Raw genomic sequence first — 25,257 nt, 5'->3', positions numbered from 1 at the left:
GCGGACCTTCACGTTGTAGTCGACCACTCTTTTCACTGGCACCAGGATTTTCATGCACACGCTCCAAAGTTACGATTACGTCAACCCAGCGTCCCATTATACGAGCGACTTGCGCCCCCGAACCACCCGGTGGCCGGGAGCGCTTGCCACGCTGACGTGCAATCGGTATTGGCCGAATATTATCGAACGACCGTTCTATTTCATATACGAAAAAACCCGGAGTCTCTCAAAAACCGCGCAGGACGGCGTGCACAGCCTTACCAGGCGGCGATCACGGCGCCCGTGTACTTGCCCTCGATGTACTGTTTTACTTCCGGCGAGTGATACGCCGCGACCAGCTTCGCGACCCACGGCTTGTCCTTGTCCGCAGCGCGGATCGCGATGATGTTCGCATACGGACCCTTCGGATCTTCGATCGCGATTGCGTCCGTCTTCGGCTTGAGGCCCGCTTCCATCGCGAAGTTCGTGTTGATCGCGGCAGCATCGACGTCGGAAAGCGAGCGCGGAATCTGCGCCGCGTCGAGTTCGACGATCTTCAGCTTCTTCGGGTTCTCGGCGATGTCGAGCGGCGTCGCCTTCAGGCCCGCGTCCGGGCGCAGCTTGATCAAGCCCTGCTTTTGCAGCAGAAGCAGCGCGCGCCCGCCGTTGGTCGGATCGTTCGGCACGGCAATGCGCGCGCCCGGCTTCAGTTCCGCGAGGGACTTCACCTTCTTCGAATAGATGCCCATCGGGAACGTGACCGTGTCGGTGATCTTGATCAGCTTGTAGCCGCGATCCTTCACCTGCGCATCGAGATACGGCGCGTGCTGGTAGCTGTTCGCGTCGAGGTCGCCGGCGGCAAGCGCGGCGTTCGGCTGCACGTAGTCCGAAAACTCGATGACGGTGATCTTCAGCCCGTTCTTCGCGGCGGCCTGCTTCACCACTTCCATGATCTGCGCGTGCGGGCCGCCCGTTACGCCGACCTTGATGGTCTCATCGGCGTGGGCGGTGCCTGCGAAGAGCGTTGCGGAAAAGAGCGCCGCGGCGAACTTGAGGATGAACCGACGTTGCATGAGTTGTTGCATGAGCTGGCCTTCGTTTTCTGATGAGAGAGTGAAACCTGTTTTTATTTGTGGCTGAGGCGGCGCACGAGCCAGTCGCCGAACGACTGCACGAGCTGCACGAACACGATCAGGATCACGACCACCGTCAGCATGACCTCCGGCAGGAACCGCTGATAGCCGTAGCGGATGCCGAGGTCGCCGAGACCGCCGCCGCCGATCGCGCCCGCCATCGCCGAGTAGCCGACGAGCGACACGAACGTGATCGTGAGCCCCGCGACCACGCCCGGCAGCGATTCCGGCAGCAGCACCTTGAACACGATCTGGCTGGTGGTCGCGCCCATCGCCTGGGCGGCCTCGATCAGCCCGCGATCGACTTCGCGCAGCGCCGTCTCGACGAGGCGCGCGATGAACGGCGCGGCGGCAATCGTGAGCGGCACGACCGCGGCGGCCGTGCCGATCGACGATCCGACCACGAGCCGCGTGAACGGAATCACCGCGACGAGCAGGATGATGAACGGCGTCGAGCGCACCGCGTTGACGACACCGCCGAGCGCACGGTTCACCGCAAGGTTCTGCAATACGCCGTCGCGGTCGGTGAGATACAGCAGCACGCCGAGCGGCAGGCCGATCGCGGCGCCGACGAGTCCCGAGATGCCGACCATGACGAGCGTCTCCCAGAACGACTGCACGAACATATCGAACATTTCACTCAACATACGAAAGCTCCTCCACCACCACACCCTGTTCGCGCAGATAGGCGATCGCCTCGGCGACCTTCACCGGCTGGCCGCCCGCCAGCACCGCGAGCGAGCCGAACGCCTGGCCCTGGATTTCGTCGATTTGTCCGTGCAGGATGTTGAAATCGAGTTCGTAGCGGCGAATGGTCTCGGAAAGAATCGGCTGATCGACCCCTGAACCCGTGAAGGCGAGACGCAGCAAGTGGCCGCTGCCTGTCTTGAGCCGCTCGGCGACGCGCTTTTTCATCGCGGGCGGCAGTTCGTGCGCGATCACGTCGCCGATCAGCGCGCGCGTGACTTCGTGATGCGGCTGCATGAACACATCGACGACGCGGCCCTCCTCCACCACGCGCCCCGCATCCAGCACCGCGACGCGGTCGCAGACCTGCTTGATCACGTCCATCTGGTGCGTGATCAGCACGACCGTCAGTCCGAGCTCGCGATTGATCTTGCGCAAAAGGTCGAGAATGGCGCGCGTGGTTTCGGGGTCGAGCGCGGAGGTGGCTTCGTCCGAGAGCAGCACCTTCGGCTTGCTCGCGAGCGCGCGCGCAATGCCCACGCGCTGCTTCTGGCCGCCGCTGATCTGCGCCGGATAGCGGTCCTTCTGGGTCGTGAGGCCGACCAGTTCGAGCAGCGGCAGCACGGTCGCCTCGATCTCGCCGCGCTTCATGCCGGCGAGCTCGAGCGGCAGCGCGACGTTGTCGAACACCGTGCGCGACGAGAGCAGGTTGAAGTGCTGGAAGATCATGCCGATGTCGCGCCGCGCCGCGCGCAGTTCGGCGACGGGAAGCGTCGTGAGATCGCGGCCTTCGACGATCACGCTGCCTTCGCTCGGCCGCGTGAGCAGGTTGATCGTGCGCACCAGCGTGCTCTTGCCCGCGCCGCTGCGTCCGATGATGCCGAAAACTTCGCCCGCGGGAATGCTGAGATTGACGTTGTGCAGCGCTTCGACCCAGCCCCGGGGCCCCTCGAAACGTTGCGAAAGATTGCGTATTTCGATCATGTAAATGCAAACGGCGGGGCTCCGCTTGAGTGTCGCCACCCGGGCAGCCGGCCGCCGTTCGTTTTTTGGTCTTAATCCGAAATTTTACCGCACGACCCTCATTCAGTTTAATAATGATTTCGGATCGCCTAATTACTTCAGGGCATTAAAATCTCACTATCATCGGGTTCGAATTCCGCTCAGAACATGACCAATCCCGGGCGCAGCACCTATTCCACCAGCACCGTCACGACGCGGCAGTGCGTCGAACTGTTCCTGCATCGCTGGCAGGCGGGCGCGGAGTTCCCGAAGCCGCTCGCGAGAATCGCCCTGGTGCACGGGCTTTCCGAGCACGCGCGGCGCTACGACGCCTTCGCGCTGCGGCTCAATGCCGCGGGCATCGAACTGGTCGCGCTCGATCTGCGCGGGCATGGCCGGTCCTCGGGCGAGCGCACGTGGGTGAACTGCTTCGACGACTATCTGCTCGACGCCGACGTCCTCCTGGAAGCGGCCGAAACCACTGCGCCCGCCGGCGTTCCGCTCTTTCTGATGGGACACAGCATGGGCGGAACGATCGCCGCACTGTATGTGGCCGAGCGCCCGGGCGACAGAAAGCTGGCGGGCCTGATCCTGTCGAGCCCGGCGCTTGCGCCCGGGCGCGACGTGCCGCGCTGGCAGCGCGCGCTCGCGTCGGTCGTCGGCGTCGTGCGGCCGCGCTTTCACGCGATGAAAATCGATCCCGCGCTGCTGTCGCGCTCGCATGGCGTGGTCGAGGCGAACCGGCGCGACCCGCTCGTCCACCATGATGCGATTCCCGCGCGCACCGGCGCGCAGCTGCTCGCCGCGATGACGCGCGTGCGCAGGAAGCGCGCGTCGATCACGCTGCCGCTGCTGGTTTTCCACGGTACCGAGGACAAGCTCGCGGAGCCGGACGGCAGCCGCGACTTCGAAGCGAACGTCGGCTCGACCGACAGCACGCTCCTGATCTACGAAGGGAGTTATCACGAGACCATGAACGATCTCGACCGCGACCGCGTGATCCGCGCGCTGATCGACTGGACGATCGTGCGCGCCGACCTCACGCGCCCGCGGATGTGAGCCCCGCTAGATCTCGGCGAGCGCGCGCACGTGCGCAACCACGCTGCGCCCGAGCGCCGACAGGTTGTAGCCGCCTTCGAGCGAACTCACGATGCGCCCCTTCGCATGCCGCGCGGCAACCGCCTGGATCTGCTCCGTGAGCCACGTGTAATCGTCTTCGACGAGGCCCATGTTGCCGAGATCGTCCTCGCGATGCGCGTCAAATCCCGCCGACACGAAGATCATCTCCGGCTTGAACGCGTCGAGGCGCGGCAGCCACAGCATGTCGACGGCCTCGCGCATCGCCATGCCCTTCGTGCGCGCGGGCAGCGGCACGTTCACCATGTTGGACGCATGGCTGTCGGCGCCGGTGAACGGATAGAACGGATGCTGAAAGAAGCTGCACATCAGCACGCGGGGGTCGCCCGAAAACGCGGCTTCCGTGCCGTTGCCGTGATGCACGTCGAAATCGATCACCGCGACACGCTGCAGGCCATGCACTTCCAGCGCGTGCCGCGCGGCGATCGCGATGTTGTTGAAGAAGCAAAAGCCCATCGCCCGTGCGGGCTCCGCGTGATGTCCGGGCGGACGCACACTGCAGAATGCGTTGTCGTAGCGCCCTTCGATGACCGCGTCGGTGGCGGCGATCGCCGCGCCCGCCGCGCGCAGCGCCGCGCGGTACGAGTGCGGGCACATCGACGTGTCGGGATCGACCTCGGTGCGCCCTTCGAGCGGCTGACACTGCCTGATATGGTCGATATGCGCCTGCGTGTGCACGCGCGCGAGCTCGGCCTCGTCGGCGAGCGGCGCCTCTTCGCGCTCGATCAGCGCGTCGATCCGGCTCGCGATCAGTTGATCCTCGATCGCCTGCAGGCGGCCCGGGCATTCGGGATGCCACGGCCCCATGTCGTGAAGGAGGCACTCAGGGTGGGTATAGAAGCCGGTCGCCATGATTGTCGTGCGGCCGCATGCGGGGCGCCGCGTGTCTCGTGTTTTTTCGTCATATGCGCGACCACACGCCGCGCGATTGACGTTAAGTTACCACACCCCTTATCGACATGGCCGGACACGGCCCATTGCGGGATGCGGCCGGAAAGGCGTCGGTTATACTGCCCCGACTCCCGGACGCACTGCCACACACCGCCACAACCACGCATACTATGACTTTCAAGTTTGCTCCGTTCGACCTGCCGGCCGCGCTGAAGCCGCTTTCCGCCTTATCCCGAGTATCCGCCGTAGCTGTTGCCTCCCTCGTTTGCGCTCTTGGCATCTTCTCTGCCGGCGGTGCCTTTGCGCAGTCGCAGCCGCAGAGCGCGACGTCGCAAGGGCAGGTGTTCGAAGAAGAAATCGTGCCGCAGCGCTACGCGAATAATCCGAATGTCGATGCGTTCATCAACGACATGGTTGCCCGCTACGACTTCGATCCGGCCGCACTGCACGACCTCTTCAATCACGTCAGCTATTCGGCGACCGCGGTAAAGCTCGTCACGCCGTCGCCAACGCCTGCGACCAAGAACTGGCGCGTGTACCAGTCGCGCTTCATCGAGCCGATCCGCATCAACGCCGGCGTGAAGTTCTGGCGCGCGAATCAGGCGACGCTGCAGCGCGCGTCGGAGCAATACGGCGTGCCGCCGGAGGTGATCGTGGGGATCATCGGGGTGGAGACGATCTACGGGCGCTACATGGGCAATTTCCGCGCGCTCGACGCGCTGACCACGCTCTCGTTCGACTACCCGAACACGCCGAACCGCGCCGAGCGCCAGGCGACGTTCCGCAAGAATCTCGCGGACCTGCTCGTCTGGACGCGCGACGCGCAGATCGATCCGGCTTCGGTGCTCGGCTCGTACACGGGCGCGATCGGCATTCCGCAGTTTCTGCCGAGCAGCATCGTGCAGTACGCGGTGGACTACGACGGCAACAGCCGCATCGACCTGCGCACGAGCCAGGCGGATGCGATCGGCAGCGTCGCAAACTATCTGAACAAGCACGGCTGGGAGCCGGGCCGCCCGGTGGTGTGGCGCATTTCCGGCGATGTGGGCAGCCAGGGCATTGCGGAGGCGGCCGCCGACGGCCAGCCGGAGCCGCACTGGTCGCTCGCGCAATTGCTGAAGGCCGGCATGCTGTTGAACGAACCGGGGGTGAATCCGGCATCGGAAGCAGGTACGCCGCTGACGGTCGTCGATTTGCCGAGCCCTGGCCGCCCGACCGAATACACGCTCGGCCTGCGTAATTTCTACGCGCTCACGCGCTACAACCGCAGCTTCTTCTACGCGCTCGCGGTGTATCAACTGGGCGAAGCGGTCAAGGCACGGATTGCAGCCGGCGATACGGGCGCAGGACCAAGCGCAGCGGTGCAGTAATAAGTGCAGTAAGCGCAGTTAAGGGCGTCGCGCCAGAAAGGAAAAAGCCGTCGCGGGTCGTTCCGCGACGGCTTTCTTTTTTGCTGTGTCGCCTGAGCTTCAGGCGGGAAACACGCCCGTCGACAGATAGCGGTCGCCGCGATCACAGACGACGAACACGATGGTCGCGTTCTCGACCTGCCGGGCGATCCGCAATGCGACCTCGCATGCGCCGCCCGACGAAATGCCGCTGAAGATGCCTTCGACGGACGCCATCCGGCGCGCCATCGCTTCCGACGCCGCCTGGCTCACGTTCTCCACGCGATCCACGCGGCTGCGATCGAAAATCTTCGGCAAGTACGCTTCCGGCCATTTGCGAATGCCCGGAATGCGCGAACCCTCCTCGGGCTGCGCGCCGATGATCTCGATCTTCTCGCTGCGCTCCTTCATGTACTGCGACACGCCCATGATCGTGCCCGTCGTGCCCATCGCGGACACGAAGTGCGTGATGCGCCCTTCGGTCTGACGCCAGAGTTCGGGGCCGGTCGTTTCGTAGTGTGCAAGGGGATTGTCGGGATTCGCGAACTGGTCGAGGATGATGCCCTTGCCTTCGCGCTGCATCTGCTCGGCGAGATCGCGCGCGTATTCCATGCCGCCCGTCACGGGCGTCAGCACGATCTGCGCGCCGTAAGCGGCCATGCTCTGGCGGCGCTCCACCGAAAGATCCTCCGGCATCAGCAGCACCATCTTGTAGCCGCGCACCGCTGCGGCCATTGCAAGCGCGATGCCGGTATTGCCGCTCGTCGCCTCGATCAGCGTGTCGCCGGGCTTGATGCGGCCGCGTTCCTCGGCCTTCTTGATCATCGAGAGCGCCGGCCGGTCCTTCACCGAGCCCGCCGGATTGTTGCCTTCCAGCTTGGCGAGCACCACGTTGTTGCGGCTGCGGATTTCGTCGTCGGGAAGACGGACGAGCTGCACGAGCGGCGTATTGCCGATCGTGTCTTCGATTGTCATGTAAGCCATAAATCGTACGGGTTGTGCGACTGCTTTTGCGAATCGCGTTGCCTGAATCAATGCATGCGGAATCCGACGATTGTAGCCCAGCGGTCTTTTCGATGCCGGCACCCCTACCGGCCGCAGGGAAAGCCCAATGCCAAAAAGCCCGCGGCGAGAACCGCGGGAGCCAAGCACATCCGATGGCTGAAGGAGCTGAAATCCAGTACGTTTGCGCACCCTTCGAACGCAATGCGAGACAGGCGAGGCGGCGCACGAACCGACCGGCGCGTCGGCTCGCGCGCCGCTTCGCCTACTTCTTGACCACGACCGGCGCCGCCGCGGCGGCCCTGGTCGCGCCGGAACCCGCGTTGGCCGGCGCGGCCGCCGACTTGTTCGCCGGGCCGATGGTGAGGCCCTCGGCCTGTAGCCGTTCGACCGTCTTGCCGCCCATGCCCTTGACACGCTTGCTGAGTTCGGCCGCATCCTTGAACGGACCGTGCGCTTCGCGCTCGTCGAGAATGGCTTTGGCTTTCGCGGGGCCGATGCCCTTGATGCCCCGCAGGGCGTCGGAATTGGCGGTGTTGATATCGACGGCCGCGAACGCGGAACCGATCGACATGGCGAGCGCGAACGCTGCGATTGCTTTCCTGATCATGTGAGTCTCCCTCGTGAAACCGGCCGGCGTCGATCGCTGACCGGGAGACTCAGTGTAGAAAAAGGCCGTGCGCTTTTATAGCTGGCCGGATAGCCAACGCACGTAGCGGTCGACGCCTTCCTGCACGCTCAGGAACGGCGCGTCGTAGCCCGCCGCGCGCAGCTTCGACTGATCCGCCTGCGTGAAGCACTGGTACTTGCCGCGCAGTGCGTCGGGGAACGGAATGTATTCGATCAGCCCGCGCTGCACGAGTTCGGCGAGCGACAGCGCAGCTTCCCCCTCGATGGCGCGCAGCGAGTTGACCACCGTCGACGCGATGTCGTTGAACGGCTGCGCGCGCCCGGTGCCGAGGTTGAAGATGCCCGACTTCTCCGGATGATCGAAGAAGAAGAGGTTCACCTTCGCCACGTCTTCCACCGACACGAAATCGCGTGTCTGCTCACCCGCCGCGTAGCCGTTGTAGTCGCCGAAGAGCTTGACCTTGCCCTCGGCACGGAACTGGTTGAAGTTGTGGAACGCCACCGACGCCATGCGCGCCTTGTGCGTTTCGCGCGGCCCGTACACGTTGAAGTAGCGAAAACCGACGATCTGGCTCTTCGCCTTCGGCAGCGTCTGCCGCACGATCTGGTCGAAAAGGAACTTCGAGTAGCCGTACACGTTGAGCGGCTTCTCGAGTTCGCGCTCCTCGACGAAGCGGCTCGATCCGCCGTAAGTCGCCGCCGACGACGCATAGAGAAACTGCACGTTCTGCCGCAGGCACGCGTCCATCACGTCGCGGCTGTAGCGGAAGTTGTTCTCCATCATGTAGCGGCCGTCGGTCTCCATCGTGTCCGAACAGGCGCCTTCATGGAACACCGCGCGCACGCGGCCGAAGTCGCCGCGCGCAAAGCGCTCGACGAACGTGGTCTTGTCGAGGTAATCGGCAATTTCGCAATCGACGAGGTTCTTGAACTTGTCGGCGCGCGTCAGGTTGTCGACCGCGATCACGCGCTCTTCGCCGCGCTCGTTGAGCGCCTTGACGATGTTGCTGCCGATGAAGCCGGCCGCGCCGGTGACGATGATGGTCATGGTGATTTCAAGCGAAAAGTTCGTTGTAGTCGACGGTCGCCGTGCCCAGTTTCCCGACGACGATTCCCGCCGCCCGGTTGGCGTAGACGATCGAGTCGACGAGCGGCACACCCGCGCCCAGCATGGTCGCGACGGTTGCGATGACCGTGTCGCCCGCGCCCGAAACATCATACACTTCGCGTGCGTCGGCCGAGGTGTGGAGCACGCGGTTGTCGGTGAAGAGCGTCATGCCCTCCTCCGAGCGCGTGAGCAGCAACGCATCGAAATCGAGCTCGGCGCGCAGCTTCGCGACACGCTCGTGCAGGTCCTCCTCCGACTTCCAGTGCCCGACCACTTCGCGCAATTCAGCGCGGTTCGGCGTGATCAGCGTGGCGCCGCGATAGCGGTCCCAGTCGTCACCCTTCGGATCGACCAGCACCGGCTTGCCCGCACGCCTCGCGTCCGCGATCATCTGCGTCACGTGCGTGAGGCCGCCCTTCGCGTAGTCGGACATCAGGATCACGTCGTGCTGCGGCAGCAGGTCGGCGAACCGCGCAAGGCACGCGTGCAGCACTTCGTGCGTCGGCGTGTTCTCGAAATCGACGCGCAGCAGTTGCTGCTGGCGCGACAGCACGCGCAGCTTGATCGTGGTAAGGAGTTCGGGGTCGCGCTCGAGGTGCGCCGCGACCTTGCTCTCGCCGAGCAGTTCGACCACGCGCTCGCCCGGCTCGTCATGCCCCACCACGCACAGCAGGCCTGCCTGCGCGCCGAGCGCGGCCGCATTGCGCGCGACGTTCGCCGCGCCGCCGAGGCGGTCTTCCTTGCGCTGCACGTGCACGACCGGCACGGGCGCTTCCGGCGAGATGCGGTTCACGTCGCCGAACCAGTAACGGTCGAGCATCACATCGCCGACCACCAGCACGCGCGCGGCCGTGATGCGCGCGCGCGGCACGACGGGAATGGGCGCTTGCTTATTTGGCAGATGCGTTGCCGGCGGCAGCGTCGTCGAATTCGACATGGGGACGTCCTATCGCGTAATAGTCGATGCCGAGTTCCGCCATCGCTTCGGGTTCGTACAGATTGCGGCCATCAAAGACGACCGGCATCTTCAGTTCGCTCCTGAGATGGCTGAAATCGGGGCTCTTGAATTCCTTCCACTCGGTGACGATCACGAGCGCATCCGCGCCGGGCAGCGCGTCCTTCTGCGTGCGCACGAAGGAGAGCCGCTTCATGTCCTCGGGCCGCTCGGCGAGATCGAGTGCGAACACGCGCCGGGCTTCGTCGAGCGCCACCGGATCGTACGCGCGAACGGTCGCGCCACGCTCGAGCAGCGCCTCGATCACGCGGCGGCTCGACGCCTCGCGCATGTCGTCCGTGTTGGGCTTGAACGCGAGGCCCCAGACCGCGAACGTGCGCCCGCGCAGGTCTTCGCCCATGCGCCTCGTGATCTTCTCGACGAGCACTTCCTTCTGCGCGTCGTTGACCTCCTCGACCGATTCCAGGATCCGCAGGCGATGGCCGTTCTCGCGCGCCGTCTGGATGAGCGCCTGCACGTCCTTCGGAAAGCACGAGCCACCGTAGCCGCAGCCCGCATACAGGAAGTCGTAGCCGATGCGCGGATCGGAGCCGATCCCGCGACGCACCGCTTCGATGTCTGCGCCAATCGTGTCCGCCAGGTTCGACAGGTCGTTCATGAACGAAATGCGCGTGGCGAGCATCGCGTTGGCCGCGTACTTCGTGAATTCCGCCGAACGCACGTCCATGTAGAGCGTGCGCTCGTGATTGCGGTTGAACGGCGTGTAGAGCCGCTTCATCTTTTCGCGCGCGATGCGGCCGGCGGCGTCGTCGTCGAGTCCGATCACGATGCGATCGGGGCGCATGAAGTCGTCCACGGCCGCGCCTTCCTTCAGAAACTCGGGATTCGACACGACGGAGAAGCCATGCTTGCCCGCGGCATCGAGCCCGCGCGCGCGCAACTCTTCCTCCACGACGCTTCGCACCTGGAGCGCCGTGCCGACCGGCACCGTCGACTTGTCGACGATCACCTTGAAGCCGTTCGAATAGCGCCCGATGTTGCGCGCCGCCGCGAGCACGTATTGCAGGTCGGCGGAGCCGTCCTCGTCCGGCGGCGTGCCGACCGCGATGAACTGGATCTCGCCATGCTCGACGCTCGCCTTCACGTCGGTGGAAAACTGGATGCGGCCGGCCGCGCGGGTGCGCCTCAGCATTTCCTGAAGGCCCGGCTCGTGGATCGGCACGCCGCCGTTGTTGAGAATCTCGATCTTGCGCGGATCGACGTCCACGCAAAACACGTCGTTGCCGATTTCGGCGAGACACGCGCCGGTCACGAGACCGACGTAACCCGTGCCGACGATGGTAATTTTCATACGCTTTCCGGTTGTTCTGTAGATGCCGGTTGATGCCAGACGATCACGACCGTTCGAAGCCGTTCGCGTGCGTCGGGCGCAGGCCCACCTCGAAGCCGGCTAGCCGGTAATGGGCTCGACGCGACGCGGTGCGTACGTTTCCCAGCCGCTGCAGCCGGGACACTGCCAGTAGAAAAGACGTGCGCGGAAACCACAAGTTTGACACGTGTAGCGGGGCAGGTTCTTGGTCCGCTGCTTGACGAGCGCGCGCATCAGTTGCAATTCGCCGCGACGCGGTTCGTCCGCAGTGGCCTCCTGCGCTTCGAGCAGGCGCGTCATGCCCGCGAGATTCGGTGCGGCCTGCATCTGCTGGCGCGCGAGCGCATGGGCGGCTTCGAGTCCGCGAAGCTCCGCGGCATGCTTGAACGCCACATCGAGCAGATCGTTGGACGGATAGCGGCTCGCGTAGTCGATCAGCAGATCGACACCCTCGGACGCGCGGCCGAGCGCGCTGAGCGCGTTCATCAGCTTCTCGGCGACGAGCGGCAGATATGCCGCGTTCTGCGTCTCGACACGCTTCCAGCAGACAATCGCGGCTTCGAGCGTGCCGGCGGCCGCGTCGACATCGCCGACGAGGATCGTCGCACGCACGTTCTCCGGGTTCGCCGCGAGCGCGAGCTTCAGTTCGGCCCGCGCCTCGTCGGGGTTCTTGCGCTGCAATGCTTCCTGCGCGAGTTCGCAATGAAAATGGGCGATTTCCTTGTTGAGCGACGGCGCGCCCATCTTCTCGATGCGTTCGGCCGTCGCAATCGACTTCGGCCAGTCCTTCTCGATCTCGTAAATGGTCAAGAGCGCGCGCTGTGCGCCGAGCGCGTACTCGCCGGCCTCGAGCGAGCGGAACGTCTCCTCCGCGCGGTCGAGCAGGCCCGCCTTCAGGAAGTCCTGTCCGAGCTCGAAGAGCGCGTGGTCGCGCTCGGCAACCGGCAGATCGGCGCGGCTCAGGAGATTCTGATGCACCCGGATCGCGCGATCGGTCTCGCCGCGCCGCCGAAACAGGTTGCCGAGCGCGAAGTGCAGTTCGATGGTTTCGGGATCGAGCTTCGCGACTTCGATGAAGGCGTCGATGGCCTTGTCGTGCTGCTCGTTGAGGAGGAAGTTGAGGCCGCGAAAATACGAGCGCGGCAGATTCGCGTTCTCGGACAGCAGCGTTTTCAGGTCATAGCGGGACGCGATCCAGCCGAGTGCAAACGCGACGGGGATGACCAGCAGCCACCAGAAGTCTAGATCCATGCGAATAGTCGAAGAGTCATATGGAGGCCGGCGGCGTCAGGCATGCGCCGGCCGGCGCCCCGTCAGATGAGCGGAGGCATCGGGGGTTCCTGCACCGCGACGGGCGCCTCGCGCGCGACGCGCAATTCGCGCTTCAGACGCCCGTTTTCCATCCGCAGACGGAACATCGCGGGTAACGCCGAGACCAGCCCCGCCAGGAGACCCACGACGAAAAACGCGAGGCCGATCAGGATCAGCGGCGCCTGCCAGAAATAGCCGGCGAGGAAGTTGAGCGTCGTCGTCTGCGTGTTGGCGAGCGCCAGCACCAGCAGCAGCACGAAAACCAGGACGCGGATCAGCCAGACGATAAATTTCATGGGATGTCTCTCGACGACGGTTGCGAACGACGCCGGATGGCTTGCAGGCGCCAGGCCGCGCCGCCGTCACCCGGGCCGAAAGTGACCGGTATTGTAATTGATGCGTATCGCCGGCAGTGCAACGGGTTGCGAGCGGTAAGACTGTCGGCGGGATGTTCGCACCGTGCGACGCGGAGGGATCCGCCAAAGCCGCCGCCCTATCGACGAAACCCGCCCGGATCGCAGCATCGAAACGGCGCCCCGTGACTTTGCCAGCAAGCGCCGCACCCATGCCGGGCGCGGGCCACTGCGCCGCGGCGGGCAACCCGAGCGCAGGCGAAAAAAAAAGCACCCCTGGGGGTGCTTTTTCCGGTCATTGCCTTCGTGGCACGACGCTGCGGCTTTCGCCTCGAACGCTTGGGGCGCCGATCAGAGATCGTCGTCTTCGTCGTTCGACGCCTTCATCGGCTCGCCTGCGCGGCCGTCGACGCGTTCGCGCAATTCCTTGCCAGGCTTGAAGTGCGGCACGAATTTCTCCGGCACCAGCACCTTTTCGCCCGACTTCGGATTGCGCCCGACGCGCGACGGTCGACGGTTGAGCCCGAAGCTGCCGAAGCCGCGAATTTCGATGCGATGGCCGTTGGCCAAGGCCTCCGACATCGCATCGAGCATCGTCTTCACCGCGAAATCCGCATCTTTCAGAACAAGCTGCGGAAATCGCGACGCCAGTTGGGCGACCAATTCCGATTTGGTCATACTGCAGCAGTACCGTTAAGGCTTAGCTGTTCTGGCCGTCGAGCTTGGCCTTGAGCAGCGCGCCGAGGTTGGTCGTGCCGGTAGCGGCGGCGTTCGAGTCCGATGCTGCCAGACCGCGAATCGCTTCCTGTTGCTCGGCCGAATCCTTGGCCTTGATCGACAGGTTGATGCCGCGCGACTTGCGGTCGATGTTGATGATCATCGCATTGACCTTGTCGCCTTCCTTCAGCACGTTGCGAGCGTCTTCGACACGGTCCTGAGCGATTTCCGACGCGCGCAGGTAGCCTTCGACGTCAGCCGTCAGCGTGATGACCGCACCCTTCGCGTCCACCGACTTCACCGTACCGTCGACGATCGCGCCCTTGTCGTTGATCGCGACAAAGTTGCTGAACGGGTCGCCTTCGAGCTGCTTGATGCCGAGCGAAATACGCTCCTTCTCGACGTCGATGCCCAGAACCACGGCTTCGACTTCGTCGCCCTTCTTGTACTTGCGAACGGCTTCCTCGCCGGTTTCGCTCCACGACAGGTCCGAGAGGTGAACCAGGCCGTCGATGCCGCCAGGCAGACCGATGAACACGCCGAAGTCGGTGATCGACTTGATGGCGCCGCTGATCTTGTCGCCCTTCTTGAAGTTGCGGCTGAAGTCGTCCCACGGGTTCGGCTTGCACTGCTTCATGCCGAGGCTGATACGGCGGCGGTCTTCGTCGATTTCGAGAACCATGACTTCGACTTCGTCGCCCAGCTGCACGACCTTCGACGGTGCAACGTTCTTGTTTGTCCAGTCCATTTCCGACACGTGGACGAGGCCTTCGATGCCCGATTCCACTTCGACGAACGCGCCGTAGTCGGTGATGTTCGTGACCTTGCCGAACAGGCGCGTGCCCGACGGGTAGCGGCGGGAAATGCCTTCCCACGGATCGTCGCCGAGCTGCTTGATGCCGAGCGAGACGCGGTTCTTTTCCTGGTCGAACTTGAGGATCTTCGCGGTGACTTCCTGGCCGACGGACAGCACTTCGCTCGGGTGACGCACGCGGCGCCATGCGATGTCGGTGATGTGCAGCAGGCCGTCGATACCGCCGAGGTCCACGAACGCGCCGTAGTCGGTGATGTTCTTGACCACGCCTTCCACGATCGCGCCTTCCTTCAGCGTCTCGAGCAGCTTTGCGCGCTCTTCGCCTTGCGTGGCTTCGATCACGGCACGGCGCGACAGCACGACGTTATTGCGCTTGCGGTCGAGCTTGATCACGCGGAATTCGAGGGTCTTGCCTTCGTACGGCGTCGTGTCCTTGACGGGACGCGTGTCGACGAGCGAGCCCGGCAGGAACGCGCGGATGCCGTTGACCATGACGGTCATGCCGCCCTTGACCTTGCCCGTGATCGTGCCGGTCACGAGTTCGTTGTTGTCGAGAGCCTTTTCCAGCGACAGCCACGAAGCGAGGCGCTTCGCCTTGTCACGCGACAGGATCGTGTCGCCGTACCCGTTTTCCAGCGCGTCGATCGCGACGGAAACAAAGTCGCCCGCCTGCACTTCGACCTCGCCCGCGTCATTCAGGAATTCTTCGAGCGGAATGTAGGCTTCGGACTTGAGACCAGCGTTGACGACCACGAAGTTGTGGTCGACACGCACGACTTCGGCAGAGATCACTTCGCCGGCGCGCATGTCCTGCTTGGTCAGCGACTCTTCGAACAGAGCCGCAAAAGATTCGGTATTCGGGGTGGAGGTTTGCAGGTCGGACATAAAAATCGATATTTGCACGGCCGTTTCGCGATGCCGGCCCGCCGGATCACGGGTGAATGGCAAAAAGAGCGAAAGCCATGCGGGGTTAAAGGGTTGAAACACGCCCCACGTTCTCGCGGAGCACCTTGCGAGCCAGCCACATCGCGCCGGCCTTACTTCCAGATTACAACACTAAACACGAACTTCGTTGAACCACCCGATGATCTGATCAACCGCCTGGTCGATGGATAAGCCGGAGGAGTCCAGCGTCTTCGCGTCTGCCGCGGGCTTGAGTGGCGCGGCTGCCCGACTGGTATCGCGGGCATCGCGTTCACGCAAATCTCTTAGCAAGTCTTCCATATTAGCAGAAAAACCTTTTTGTATCAATTGCTTATACCGTCTGGCCGCGCGCGCTTCGTCGCTCGCGGTCAGGAACACCTTGAGCGTCGCGTCCGGAAAGATCACGGTGCCCATGTCGCGGCCGTCGGCAACGAGCCCCGGAACCTTGCGGAACGCCCGCTGGCGGGCAATGAGTGCTTTCCGAACTTCGGGATGAACCGCAATGGCGGACGCCCGGTTGCCGACTTCCTCGGCGCGGATTTCCGCCGACACATCCACGCCGTCGAGCTGCGCGCAACCTTCGCGAAACGTGATATGGAGCGCGCCGACCAGCTTTGCAAGCGCTTTTTCGTCCGCCGGATCGACGTGGTAGCGCATGCTCGCGAGCGCGGTGAGGCGATAGAGCGCACCGCTGTCGAGCAGATGGAAACCGAGCGTGGCGGCCACCAGCGCGGCGACGGTGCCCTTGCCCGACGCCGTCGGCCCGTCGATGGTGATTACTGGGGTCTGATGAAAAGGTCGGGTCGGTTTCATTGAATATGGCCGTTCTGGCGCTATTACAGTCATTTTTTCTGCTGCGTCACGGCCGCGCCAGCATGGCGAAGCGGTCGAAGTAGTCAGGGAACGTCTTGCCGACGCACTTCGGGTCGTTGATCCGCACGGGCACGCCCCCGAGGCTCACGAGCGAGAAGCACATCGCCATGCGGTGATCGTCGTAGGTGTCGATCGCGGCGTTCGGCACGAGCGCGCCGGGCGGCGTGACGACGAGATAGTCCGCGCCCTCTTCCACCGTCGCGCCGACCTTGCGCAGCTCGGTCGCCATCGCCGCGATGCGGTCGGTTTCCTTCACGCGCCAGCTCGCGATGTTGCGCAGCGTGGTCTTGCCGTCGGCGAAGAGCGCCGCGACCGCGATCGTCATCGCGGCATCCGGAATCAGGTTGAAATCCATGTCGATGGCGGCAAGGCGGCCGTCGTCGGATTCGACGCCGCGCACCTCGATCCAGTCGTCGCCCATCATCACGTTGGCGCCCATGCGCACGAGCGCGTCGGCGAAACCGACGTCACCCTGGATGCTCGCGCGCCCGACGCCCTCCACGCGCAGCGGCCCGCCGCCGATCGCGCCAGCCGCGAGAAAATACGACGCCGACGAAGCATCGCCTTCCACCATGATCGTGCCCGGCGACCGGTACTGCGCGCCCGCCGGCACGGTGAAGCGCGCCCAGCCGTCGCGCTCGACGCTCACGCCGAAGCGCTCCATCAGGCGGATCGTGATGTCGATGTAGGGCTTCGAAATCAGCTCGCCCTCGACTTCGACCGTGATCGCACCGCTCGCCGAGCCAACGAGCGGCAGCGTCATGAGAAGCGCCGTCAGGAACTGGCTCGACACGTCGCCGCGCACGCGGATCGGCTTGTCGACGGCAACCTGCGCCGGGTGGATCGCGAGCGGCGGAAAGCCTTCGTTCAGTTCATAGTCGATGCGCGCGCCGATCTGCCGCAACCCGTCGACGAGGTCTCCGATCGGCCGCTCGTGCATGCGCGGCACGCCGTGCACGCGATACTCGCCGCCGTTGACCGCGAGCGCCGCCGTGAGCGGGCGCACCGCCGTGCCGGCGTTGCCGAGAAACAGCTCCGCCGCCTTCGACGGAAACGCGCCGCCCGTGCCCGTCACGACGCATCGCCCGCCGTCCTGGCGAATCGCCACGCCGAGCGTGTCGAGTGCGGCGAGCATCACGCGCGTGTCGTCGGAATCGAGCAGGTTGGTGATCGTGGTTTCGCCCGCAGCGAGCGCCGCGAGCAGCAGCACGCGGTTCGAAATGCTCTTCGAGCCGGGCAGCCGGACGGTGCCGGACGCACGCGAAAAGGGGCCGAGATCGAGATGTTCCATATTGAGTCCTTGTTTCGCGGATTATGTCGCGAATTGTTGCGCGGCTTATTTCGCGGGAAAGTCGTCGGCGGGCTTCTTCGCGCCGCGCTCCTGCCATTCGGTGCGCGCAACGCGCGAGCGCGCGAACGCTTCTTCCAGCGCGGCGCCGTCCGAGGCGTCGATGGCCGCGCGAAACCGCGCGAGCACGGCCGTGTAGGCATCGAGTTCCGCCAGCAGCGCCGCGCGGTTCGCGACGCACACGTCGCGCCACATCTCCGGGCTCGACGCCGCGATCCGCGTGAAATCCCGGAATCCGCCGGCGGCGAAGGAGAATTTCAGCGCGGCGTCGGGCGATTCGAGAATCTGCTCGACGAGCGCGAACGACAGCACATGCGGCAGGTGGCTCACCGACGCGAGCACGCGATCGTGCTGCTCTTCGTTCATCCGGCTCACGATGGCGCCGGCCGCCTGCCACATCGCCGCGACGCGCTCGACGGCTTGCGGCGGGTTTTCGGCAAGCGGACACAGCACGACGTTGCGCTTGACATACAGATCGGGCAGCGCGGCATCGACGCCGCTCGACTCGCGCCCCGCGATCGGATGACCGGGCACGAATTGCGCGACACGGCCTCCGAGCGCCGCGCGCGCCGCCGCGACGACGTCGCTCTTGGTGCTGCCGGCATCGGTGACGATGGTTTGCGCTTCGAGAAACGGCGCGATGCGTTCGAGGAGCGGCTGCGTCTGCGCGACCGGCGCGGCGAGCAGGACGACATCGGCGCCGCGCAGGGCGGCGGCAAGCGCGCGGTCGTCGTCGAGCGAGGCGGCCGAGTCGATCACGCCGAGCTCGAGCGCCCGCTCGACCGACTTCGGCGAGCGCCCGACGCCCGCCACTTCGCCCGACAGCGAAGCGCGCTCGCGCAGCGCGCGTGCAAGCGATCCGCCGATCAGGCCGACGCCGAAAATAACCAGTTTGTTGAATGTGAACGGGGCCACGGGGAACATCGCTAGAAACGCGCGTTGCGGCGCGCGGGGTTCAGACAGTCGCGAGCGTTTTTTCGAACGCTGCGACGAAGGCTTCGTTTTCCGCCGGCAAGCCGGCCGTGACGCGCAGTCACTGCGGCACGCCGGGCAGGTTGTCGTTCGACGCGAGCTTCACGATGGCTGCTTCGTCGAGCCCGTACTCGCGGGCCACTTCCGAAACCGGCCGCCCTGCGACACAAGGCACGATCGCGAGCACATGCGGCGGCCCGAATGGCGAGGTCATGTTCTTCTCCAGTCGATTCAGCGGGGATACGTCATTAGCGGGCGCGCGGGTAGGAGCCGAGGATCTTCAGGAACGCCGCCTTCTTCCCCAGTTCCGAGAGCGCCGCGGCCACGGCCGGGTCGTCGCGGTGGCCTTCGATGTCGATGTAGAAGTAGTACTCCCACGTGCCGACGCGCGCCGGGCGCGATTCGAACCGCGTCATCGAGACGCTGTGCTTCGCCAGCGGCTCCAGCAGCTTGAACATCGCGCCCGGCTCGTTCGCCACCGACACGATCAGCGACGTCTGGTCGTAGCCGCTCGCACCGGTCGGCTCCTTGCCGATCATCACGAAGCGGGTGCGGTTGTGCGGATCGTCCTGAATCAGCGAAAAGACGATGCCGAGGCCGTAGTGCGTCGCGGCGCGGTCGCCGGCAATCGCTGCGATGCCCGGGTCGCCGACCGCCATGCGCGCGGCCTCTGCGTTGCTCGATACCGCCTGCCGTTCGAGGTGCGGCGCATTGGCGGTGAGCCACCGCTGGCACTGCGCGAGCGCCTGCGGGTGCGCGCACACGCGCGTCACGCCGTCGAGCGTGCCGGATGCCGTCAGCAGATTGTGATGAATCGGCAGCGCGAGTTCGCCGCCGATGGTGAGCGACGTCTGCAGGAGCAGGTCCAGCGTGCGCGAAACCGCGCCTTCCGCCGAGTTCTCCACCGGCACGACGCCGAATTCGGCCGCGCCTGCCTCGACCGAGCGAAACACTTCGTCGATCGACGGACACGGCAGGCCTTCGATCGAGTGTCCGAAGTACTCGAACATCGCCTGCTCGCTGTAGGTGCCGACCGGGCCGAGAAAGGCCGCGCGCAGCGTCTGTTCGAGCGCGCGGCTCGCGGCCATGATCTCGCGCCAGATCGCGCTGATGTGATCGTGCGCGAGCGGCCCGTTGCTCATGTCCTGAAGGCGCTGGATCACCTGCATTTCGCGCTCGGGACGAAACACCGGCGCGTTGAAGTGCTTCTTCACCTCGCCGACTTCCAGCGCCACCGCGGCACGCTGGTTCAGAAGCGCGATGAGCTGCGCGTCGATCACGTCGATGCGTTCGCGCAGCGGTTTGAGTCTTGAATTGAGATCGTCGTCCATGCGTGGCTTGCCGGGCTGTTGAGCGGCAGAATCAGTGTGCGGATTATGCGGATTGCAGGCGGCGCGCGTTCCTACGCGCGCGTCTGCTCGAATTCCTTCATGTATTCGACGAGCGCCTTGACGCCCTCGAGCGGCACCGCGTTGTAGATCGATGCCCGCATGCCGCCGACGGACTTGTGGCCCTTCAGTTGCAGCAGCCCGCGCGCTTTCGCGCCGGCCAGGAAATCGGCGTTGCGCGATTCGTCGGCGAGGAAGAACGGCACGTTCATGCGCGAACGCGACTGGCGGTCCACCTTGTTCACGTAGAAATCGCTTGCGTCGATGGTGTCGTAGAGCAGCTTCGCCTTCTCGACGTTGCGCGCCTCGATCGCGTCCAGGCCGCCTTCCTTCTTCAGCCATTTGAAGACGAGGCCCGCGATGTAGATCGCGTAGGTCGGCGGCGTGTTGTACATCGAGTTGTTCTCGGCGACGGTCTTCCATTCGAACGCCGACGGGCAAATCGACAGCGCGCGGTCGAGCAGGTCCTCGCGCACGATCACGAGCGTGACGCCCGCCATGCCGATGTTCTTCTGCGCGCCGCCGAACAGCACGCCGTACTTGGCGATGTCCATCGGGCGCGACAGGATGTGCGAGGAGGCGTCGGCGACGAGCGGGATGTCGCCCAGATCGGGAATCTCGAAGGTCTCGACACCGTCGATCGTCTCGTTCGTGCAGAGGTGGACGTAGGCGGGGTCGTCGGAAAGATGCCACTCCGCGATGCGCGGCACGTGCGTGAAGCCCTGCTCGGTCTTGCCGTTCGCGGCGATGTGCGGGGTGCCGTACTTGTGCGCTTCCTTGAACGACTTCTGCGACCACGAGCCCGTCACGATGAAATCAGCGGTCTTGCGCGTGCCGAGCATGTTCATCGGCACGATCGCGTTTTCGCCGATGCCGCCGCCCTGCAGGAACAGGATGCGATGCGACGCCGGCACTTTCAGCAACTCGCGCAGATCGGTGAGCGCGGCTTCGTGGATCGACATGAACTCGGGGCCGCGATGGCTCATTTCCATCACGCTCATGCCGCTGCCGTTCCAGTCGAGCATTTCGTCGGCCGCCTGGCGCAGCACTTCTTCGGGCATCGCCGCAGGACCGGCGGAGAAATTGAACACGCGCATCTAGAAACCCCGAATGGCCAGGCGCAGCGGGAAGGAAGAACTCGTGCTGCGAACCGCGCCTGAAAAAGAAATGGCTGTTTGCGCTCGCGCGCAAACAGCCATTATCGCACCGTCCTGAAAACCCGCCAATTCACCGGCGGGCGGCGGCCTTACTTGCCCGGCTTGACGTCGGCCACTTCCTTGTCGGCTTGCGTGCGCGTCGCCTTGATTGCCTGCGGCATGTACTTCTGCATCAGGCCGTTCACGACGTCGCGGCCGACCTGGTCCTGAACCTGGATGAACTTGCGGCCCGTCGGGCTCTTGTAAAACGCCGTCAGGTCCTTGATTTCATCCGTGGTGTAGTACTTTGCGTAGGCGTCGAACTGAGCCTTCATCGCGTCCTGGCGGAACGAGTCCGTTGCGAACACCTGGCCCGCGGAGTCCACCAGCTTCGGCACCGCGTTCTTCTGCAGCGACGGCACGGCGGCCTGCTTCTGCTTGTCGTTGAGCGACTTGTTTTCGCTCAGGGCGTCCGAAAGGATCGCCGGCACGAGCTGCTTCGACTGCATTTGCGCGCTGTTGCCGATCGCGCCGACGAGCTTTTGCGCGTCGATTGCGTTCAGCAGGTCGTTGATTGCAGCCTGCTTTGCCGCGTCCACCGGCGCCGCCGCAGCAGCAGCGGGAGCCGCTGCCTGGTTCGGCGCCTGGTTCTGGAGCGACTGCGCCATCGCGAAGGTCGGCACGAAAGCAGCCAGCAACATCAACTGTTTGAATCGTTTTTGCATCATTACTCCCTTTAAAAAGTATCCATTTTTAGCCACGCGAAGCGCCGTGGAGCGTGGCCCGGGCTTCGGTCGTCGTTCATCGAGCGAAGCCCGGGCCGCAAAGCCCAGGTCGCGCAGCTTAATCCATTCAGGCTTTCAAAAGCAGAACACGAGTGACACGCGACACACGCGGCTTACGTTTCACCAACGTTGCCGTCGTCCTTCGCGCCACCGTTCTCGTCGCCCGGGAGGCTTTCGCCTTCGTCAGCGTCGAGGTCGGCCTCGGCTTCCGCCTCGGCGATATGCTGCAGTCCCGAGAGCTTCGTTCCCTCGTCAAGACTGATGAGTGTAACACCTTGGGTTGCACGCCCCATCTCGCGTATCTCGGAAACACGGGTGCGAATCAGGACGCCGGAATTGGTGATCAGCATGATCTCGCTTTCCGGCTCGACGAGCGTCGCGGCGACCACTCGGCCGTTGCGCTCGGAAGTCTGGATCGCGATCATGCCCTTCGTGCCGCGCCCGTGCCGCGTGTACTCGTTGATCGGCGTGCGCTTGCCGTAGCCGTTCTCCGTGGCGGTGAGCACAGACTGGTTCTCTCCGCCCGCGACGAGCAGCGCAATGACCTGCTGGCCGTCTTCGAGTTGCATGCCGCGCACGCCGCGCGCCTCGCGGCCCATCGCGCGGACGTCGTTCTCGTCGAAACGCACGGCCTTGCCGGAGTCGGAGAAGAGCATGACGTCGTGTTCGCCGTCGGTGATCGCCGCGCCGATCAGGTAGTCGCCCTCGTCCAGGCCGACTGCGATGATGCCCTTGCGCAACGGCCGGCTGAAGGCTTCGAGCGGCGTCTTCTTGACGGTGCCGAGCGACGTTGCCATGAACACGTACTTGTCGGCCGAGAATTCCTTGATCGGCAGCACGACGTTGATCTTCTCGCCTTCCTGCAGCGGGAACATGTTGACGATCGGCCGGCCGCGCGAGTTGCGCGAGCCCTGCGGCACCTCGTACACCTTGACCCAGTAGACGCGGCCGCGGTTCGAGAAGCACAGCATGTGATCGTGCGTGTTCGCGATGAAGAGCGTGTCGATCCAGTCGTCTTCCTTCATCTGCGTGGCCTGCTTGCCGCGCCCGCCGCGCTTTTGCGCGCGGTACTCGGACAGCGGCTGCGACTTCACGTAGCCGGTGTGCGACATCGTCACGACCATTTCCTGCGGCGTGATGAGGTCTTCGGTGTTCAGCTCGGTGGCGTTCAGTTCGATGCGCGAACGACGGTCGTCGCCGAATTCGCTGCGGATCTGGCCCAGCTCGTCGACAATGATCTGACGAATCCGTTCCGGGCGCGCGAGAATGTCGAGCAGGTCGGCGATCTGCGCCATCACCTCGCGGTATTCGCCGACGATCTTGTCCTGTTCGAGCCCCGTCAGGCGTTGCAGGCGCATTTGCAGGATTTCCTGCGCCTGGATATCGGACAACCTATATAGACCGTCTTCCTGCAGCCCGTACGCCGGGTTGAGCCCTTCGGGCCGGTACGCGATGCGCCCGCCCGCCGCTTCCCTCTCCGTGCGCGTGAGCATTTCGCGCACGAGCGACGAATCCCACGAGCGGTTCATCAGCTCCTGCTTCGCGATCGGCGGCGTGGGAGCGGCCTTGATGATCGCGATGAAGTCGTCGATATTGGCGAGCGCGACGGCCAGACCTTCCAGGATGTGGCCGCGGTCACGCGCCTTGCGCAGTTCGTATACAGTGCGCCGCGTGAGCACTTCCCGCCGATGCGACAGGAAACACTCCAGCATTTCCTTCAGATTCAACAACTTGGGCTGGCCGTCGACGAGCGCGACCATGTTCATGCCGAAGGTGTCCTGAAGCTGCGTCTGTTTGTATAGATTGTTCAGAATGACTTCGGGCACTTCGCCGCGCTTCAGCTCGATCACGACGCGCATGCCGCTCTTGTCGGATTCGTCGCGAATGTCGGAGATGCCCTCGATCTTCTTTTCGTTGACGAGCTCGGCGATGCGCTCAAGCAGCGTGCGCTTGTTCACCTGATACGGAATCTCGTCGACGATGATCGCCATGCGCTGGCCGCGGTCGATCTCCTCGAAGTGCGTGGTCGCGCGCATCACGACGCGGCCGCGCCCCGTGCGATAGCCGTCGCGCACGCCGGCGACGCCGTAGATGATGCCGGCCGTCGGGAAATCGGGCGCGGGCACGATTTCGATGAGTTCGTCGACGCTCGACTCCGGGTTGTTCAGCAGGTGCATGCACGCGTCGACGATTTCGCGCAGGTTGTGCGGCGGAATGTTGGTCGCCATGCCGACCGCGATGCCGGCCGAGCCATTGATCAGGAGATTGGGGATTCGGGCGGGGAGAACGAGCGGCTCGCTTTCGCTGCCGTCGTAGTTCGGGCCGAAGTCGACCGTTTCCTTGTCGATGTCGGCGAGCAGCTCGTGGCCGATCTTCGCCATGCGGATTTCGGTGTATCGCATCGCGGCGGCGTTGTCGCCGTCGACCGAACCGAAATTGCCCTGCCCGTCCACCAGCATGTAGCGCAGCGAGAACGGCTGGGCCATGCGCACGATGGTTTCGTATACAGAGGCGTCGCCGTGCGGGTGGTATTTACCGATCACGTCGCCGACGATACGCGCCGACTTCTTGTAGGCGCGATTCCAGTCGTTGTTCAGCTCGTGCATCGAATACAGCGCGCGCCGGTGCACCGGCTTCAGGCCATCGCGGACATCGGGGAGCGCCCGGCCCACGATCACGCTCATCGCGTAATCGAGATACGAACGGCGCATTTCCTCCTCGAGGGAGATTGGCAGAGTCTCTTTGGCGAATTGATCCATTATCCGTGTCTTGAACTGTGCGGCGACGGCGCGGCGGCGAGGCCGTTCTGACGGCTTTGCGACCGTTTTTCACTGTCGTTTCGCAACGACGCTGCGAACGCAGCGCATCACGCGATTCTAACATGCGCGGCATCTGGCCCCGGACGGGCTGCGTATACATAGAGAGCGCATCGAATCAGCGCAGTTGCGTGCGTCAAAACCGGTAATTCCTTTCGAGGGGAACTTACAAAATGCTGCAAGACCGCGCGTGAATTCGTCATCTGAACGGGCTATCATGCCGCCTCGCTCGTTAAGTCCCTACGAAAATCGGCGGGCGAAAATGCATTAAAAGGCGCGGTCGTGGCACGCTATATGCGCATGCTTCGCCCGCTGCCGAGCCCTGTTCGCTTCCTGTCCCTTTCTTGTTGCGCATGCACCACATAAGGTTGCGGCCGCGCAGGGGCCGGGGATATTTTTATCGTTGCAAGGGAACGATATGGCAAAATGCCAACGCACAAAGTTAGACACTGCTCGAAGTCTACACAGCGCGTTATGTTCCGCGGTAATGTTATACTTCGAGCAATGTATGACTTGTCTTCGTCAACAGGCTCGCAGTA

Annotated in this window: 22 protein-coding genes and 1 pseudogene; 2 read left to right on the top strand and 21 right to left on the bottom strand. The window is 64.3% G+C overall.

All coding sequences use genetic code 11. The annotated features are described in order from the left end of the window. Positions 1 to 257: 257 nt before the first annotated feature. Genes BG61_RS23695 through BG61_RS23685 form a run of 3 tightly spaced genes read right to left on the bottom strand, consistent with a single transcriptional unit; the run spans position 258 to position 2,783 of the window. Positions 258 to 1,052 (bottom strand): MetQ/NlpA family ABC transporter substrate-binding protein, encoded by a 795-nt coding sequence (locus BG61_RS23695; protein WP_035931201.1) that lies wholly within the window; start codon positions 1,050 to 1,052, stop codon positions 258 to 260. 53 nt (positions 1,053 to 1,105) lie between these two features. Continuing rightward, entirely contained in the window at positions 1,106 to 1,759 is a 654-nt protein-coding gene (locus BG61_RS23690; RefSeq protein ID WP_035931199.1) for a methionine ABC transporter permease, read from the bottom strand. After that, entirely contained in the window at positions 1,749 to 2,783 is a 1,035-nt protein-coding gene (locus tag BG61_RS23685) for a methionine ABC transporter ATP-binding protein (RefSeq protein ID WP_035931157.1), read from the bottom strand. The genes BG61_RS23690 and BG61_RS23685 overlap by 11 nt, the downstream gene beginning before the upstream one ends. A gap of 186 nt (positions 2,784 to 2,969) precedes the next feature. On the opposite strand from BG61_RS23685, the gene BG61_RS23680 reads away from it, so the two are divergent. Next, the gene (locus tag BG61_RS23680) at positions 2,970 to 3,860 is read left to right on the top strand and encodes an alpha/beta hydrolase (protein WP_035931156.1); all 891 of its coding nucleotides are present in this window, start codon (positions 2,970 to 2,972) and stop codon (positions 3,858 to 3,860) included. Between the two features lie 6 nt (positions 3,861 to 3,866). On the opposite strand, the gene BG61_RS23675 is transcribed toward BG61_RS23680, so the two are convergent. Continuing rightward, positions 3,867 to 4,790, bottom strand: a complete 924-nt coding sequence (locus tag BG61_RS23675) for a histone deacetylase family protein (RefSeq protein ID WP_035931154.1) — start codon at positions 4,788 to 4,790, stop codon at positions 3,867 to 3,869. Positions 4,791 to 4,999: 209 nt separating this feature from the next. Here BG61_RS23675 and mltB point away from each other — a divergent pair, with 209 nt between their 5' ends. Beyond that, the gene (mltB, locus tag BG61_RS23670; RefSeq protein WP_035931153.1) at positions 5,000 to 6,199 is read left to right on the top strand and encodes a lytic murein transglycosylase B; all 1,200 of its coding nucleotides are present in this window, start codon (positions 5,000 to 5,002) and stop codon (positions 6,197 to 6,199) included. 99 nt (positions 6,200 to 6,298) lie between these two features. On the opposite strand, the gene cysM is transcribed toward mltB, so the two are convergent. The 17 genes and pseudogenes from cysM to gyrA all read right to left on the bottom strand — a co-directional run bounded on the left by cysM (position 6,299) and on the right by gyrA (position 24,661). Beyond that, positions 6,299 to 7,201, bottom strand: coding sequence for a cysteine synthase CysM (cysM, locus tag BG61_RS23665; protein ID WP_035931152.1), 903 nt, complete (start codon positions 7,199 to 7,201; stop codon positions 6,299 to 6,301). A gap of 283 nt (positions 7,202 to 7,484) precedes the next feature. Continuing rightward, a complete protein-coding gene (locus BG61_RS23660; protein ID WP_035931151.1) occupies positions 7,485 to 7,829 on the bottom strand; it encodes a ComEA family DNA-binding protein in 345 nt (114 codons plus the stop codon). Between the two features lie 75 nt (positions 7,830 to 7,904). Continuing rightward, on the bottom strand, positions 7,905 to 8,897 hold the full coding sequence (rfaD, locus tag BG61_RS23655; RefSeq protein ID WP_035931148.1) for an ADP-glyceromanno-heptose 6-epimerase: 993 nt from the start codon (positions 8,895 to 8,897) through the stop codon (positions 7,905 to 7,907). 7 nt (positions 8,898 to 8,904) lie between these two features. Further along, on the bottom strand, positions 8,905 to 9,894 hold the full coding sequence (rfaE1, locus tag BG61_RS23650) for a D-glycero-beta-D-manno-heptose-7-phosphate kinase (RefSeq protein ID WP_051672752.1): 990 nt from the start codon (positions 9,892 to 9,894) through the stop codon (positions 8,905 to 8,907). Further along, a complete protein-coding gene (locus BG61_RS23645) occupies positions 9,848 to 11,263 on the bottom strand; it encodes a UDP-glucose dehydrogenase family protein (RefSeq protein ID WP_035931146.1) in 1,416 nt (471 codons plus the stop codon). The genes rfaE1 and BG61_RS23645 overlap by 47 nt, the downstream gene beginning before the upstream one ends. A gap of 99 nt (positions 11,264 to 11,362) precedes the next feature. Beyond that, the gene (gene lapB, locus BG61_RS23640) at positions 11,363 to 12,532 is read right to left on the bottom strand and encodes a lipopolysaccharide assembly protein LapB (protein WP_035931144.1); all 1,170 of its coding nucleotides are present in this window, start codon (positions 12,530 to 12,532) and stop codon (positions 11,363 to 11,365) included. A gap of 62 nt (positions 12,533 to 12,594) precedes the next feature. Continuing rightward, the gene (locus BG61_RS23635) at positions 12,595 to 12,888 is read right to left on the bottom strand and encodes a LapA family protein (RefSeq protein ID WP_035931142.1); all 294 of its coding nucleotides are present in this window, start codon (positions 12,886 to 12,888) and stop codon (positions 12,595 to 12,597) included. Positions 12,889 to 13,296: 408 nt separating this feature from the next. Beyond that, a complete protein-coding gene (locus BG61_RS23630) occupies positions 13,297 to 13,623 on the bottom strand; it encodes an integration host factor subunit beta (RefSeq protein ID WP_035931140.1) in 327 nt (108 codons plus the stop codon). 22 nt (positions 13,624 to 13,645) lie between these two features. Further along, the gene (rpsA, locus tag BG61_RS23625) at positions 13,646 to 15,379 is read right to left on the bottom strand and encodes a 30S ribosomal protein S1 (RefSeq protein ID WP_174479741.1); all 1,734 of its coding nucleotides are present in this window, start codon (positions 15,377 to 15,379) and stop codon (positions 13,646 to 13,648) included. Positions 15,380 to 15,532: 153 nt separating this feature from the next. Next, positions 15,533 to 16,213, bottom strand: a complete 681-nt coding sequence (gene cmk / locus BG61_RS23620; protein ID WP_035931137.1) for a (d)CMP kinase — start codon at positions 16,211 to 16,213, stop codon at positions 15,533 to 15,535. A 46-nt stretch (positions 16,214 to 16,259) separates the two neighbouring features. Further along, positions 16,260 to 17,564, bottom strand: coding sequence for a 3-phosphoshikimate 1-carboxyvinyltransferase (aroA, locus tag BG61_RS23615; RefSeq protein WP_035931135.1), 1,305 nt, complete (start codon positions 17,562 to 17,564; stop codon positions 16,260 to 16,262). 45 nt (positions 17,565 to 17,609) lie between these two features. Further along, positions 17,610 to 18,545 carry a prephenate dehydrogenase gene (locus tag BG61_RS23610; protein WP_035931133.1) on the bottom strand — a complete coding sequence of 312 codons (936 nt, stop codon included), beginning with the start codon at positions 18,543 to 18,545 and terminating at the stop codon, positions 17,610 to 17,612. Positions 18,546 to 18,657: 112 nt separating this feature from the next. Beyond that, positions 18,658 to 18,807: pseudogene (locus tag BG61_RS42115) on the bottom strand (histidinol-phosphate transaminase); the annotation flags it as partial. 34 nt (positions 18,808 to 18,841) lie between these two features. Then, positions 18,842 to 19,924, bottom strand: a complete 1,083-nt coding sequence (pheA, locus tag BG61_RS23605) for a prephenate dehydratase (protein WP_035931131.1) — start codon at positions 19,922 to 19,924, stop codon at positions 18,842 to 18,844. Positions 19,925 to 19,995: 71 nt separating this feature from the next. Further along, positions 19,996 to 21,078: a 3-phosphoserine/phosphohydroxythreonine transaminase gene (serC, locus tag BG61_RS23600; protein WP_035931130.1), complete on the bottom strand. Its 1,083-nt coding sequence runs from the start codon at positions 21,076 to 21,078 to the stop codon at positions 19,996 to 19,998. A gap of 149 nt (positions 21,079 to 21,227) precedes the next feature. Then, positions 21,228 to 21,842 carry a DUF2059 domain-containing protein gene (locus BG61_RS23595; RefSeq protein ID WP_035931196.1) on the bottom strand — a complete coding sequence of 205 codons (615 nt, stop codon included), beginning with the start codon at positions 21,840 to 21,842 and terminating at the stop codon, positions 21,228 to 21,230. A 173-nt stretch (positions 21,843 to 22,015) separates the two neighbouring features. Next, a complete protein-coding gene (gene gyrA / locus BG61_RS23590) occupies positions 22,016 to 24,661 on the bottom strand; it encodes a DNA gyrase subunit A (RefSeq protein WP_035931129.1) in 2,646 nt (881 codons plus the stop codon). Positions 24,662 to 25,257 lie beyond the last annotated feature (596 nt).

This window comes from Caballeronia glathei, from assembly GCF_000698595.1.
In the GTDB taxonomy this organism is placed as follows: Bacteria; Pseudomonadota; Gammaproteobacteria; order Burkholderiales; family Burkholderiaceae; genus Caballeronia; species Caballeronia glathei.
This window is presented reverse-complemented; position numbering and strand designations above follow the sequence as displayed.

Bases quoted from the DNA above. Each gene is read 5' to 3' on its own strand.
- BG61_RS23695 (WP_035931201.1), bottom strand. From the start codon at position 1,052: ATGCAACGTCGGTTCATCCTCAAGTTCGCCGCGGCGCTCTTTTCCGCA.
- BG61_RS23690 (WP_035931199.1), bottom strand. From the start codon at position 1,759: ATGTTGAGTGAAATGTTCGATATGTTCGTGCAGTCGTTCTGGGAGACG.
- BG61_RS23685 (WP_035931157.1), bottom strand. From the start codon at position 2,783: ATGATCGAAATACGCAATCTTTCGCAACGTTTCGAGGGGCCCCGGGGC.
- BG61_RS23680 (WP_035931156.1), top strand. From the start codon at position 2,970: ATGACCAATCCCGGGCGCAGCACCTATTCCACCAGCACCGTCACGACG.
- BG61_RS23675 (WP_035931154.1), bottom strand. From the start codon at position 4,790: ATGGCGACCGGCTTCTATACCCACCCTGAGTGCCTCCTTCACGACATG.
- mltB (WP_035931153.1), top strand. From the start codon at position 5,000: ATGACTTTCAAGTTTGCTCCGTTCGACCTGCCGGCCGCGCTGAAGCCG.
- cysM (WP_035931152.1), bottom strand. From the start codon at position 7,201: ATGGCTTACATGACAATCGAAGACACGATCGGCAATACGCCGCTCGTG.
- BG61_RS23660 (WP_035931151.1), bottom strand. From the start codon at position 7,829: ATGATCAGGAAAGCAATCGCAGCGTTCGCGCTCGCCATGTCGATCGGT.
- rfaD (WP_035931148.1), bottom strand. From the start codon at position 8,897: ATGACCATCATCGTCACCGGCGCGGCCGGCTTCATCGGCAGCAACATC.
- rfaE1 (WP_051672752.1), bottom strand. From the start codon at position 9,894: ATGTCGAATTCGACGACGCTGCCGCCGGCAACGCATCTGCCAAATAAG.
- BG61_RS23645 (WP_035931146.1), bottom strand. From the start codon at position 11,263: ATGAAAATTACCATCGTCGGCACGGGTTACGTCGGTCTCGTGACCGGC.
- lapB (WP_035931144.1), bottom strand. From the start codon at position 12,532: ATGGATCTAGACTTCTGGTGGCTGCTGGTCATCCCCGTCGCGTTTGCA.
- BG61_RS23635 (WP_035931142.1), bottom strand. From the start codon at position 12,888: ATGAAATTTATCGTCTGGCTGATCCGCGTCCTGGTTTTCGTGCTGCTG.
- BG61_RS23630 (WP_035931140.1), bottom strand. From the start codon at position 13,623: ATGACCAAATCGGAATTGGTCGCCCAACTGGCGTCGCGATTTCCGCAG.
- cmk (WP_035931137.1), bottom strand. From the start codon at position 16,213: ATGAAACCGACCCGACCTTTTCATCAGACCCCAGTAATCACCATCGAC.
- aroA (WP_035931135.1), bottom strand. From the start codon at position 17,564: ATGGAACATCTCGATCTCGGCCCCTTTTCGCGTGCGTCCGGCACCGTC.
- BG61_RS23610 (WP_035931133.1), bottom strand. From the start codon at position 18,545: ATGTTCCCCGTGGCCCCGTTCACATTCAACAAACTGGTTATTTTCGGC.
- pheA (WP_035931131.1), bottom strand. From the start codon at position 19,924: ATGGACGACGATCTCAATTCAAGACTCAAACCGCTGCGCGAACGCATC.
- serC (WP_035931130.1), bottom strand. From the start codon at position 21,078: ATGCGCGTGTTCAATTTCTCCGCCGGTCCTGCGGCGATGCCCGAAGAA.
- BG61_RS23595 (WP_035931196.1), bottom strand. From the start codon at position 21,842: ATGCAAAAACGATTCAAACAGTTGATGTTGCTGGCTGCTTTCGTGCCG.
- gyrA (WP_035931129.1), bottom strand. From the start codon at position 24,661: ATGGATCAATTCGCCAAAGAGACTCTGCCAATCTCCCTCGAGGAGGAA.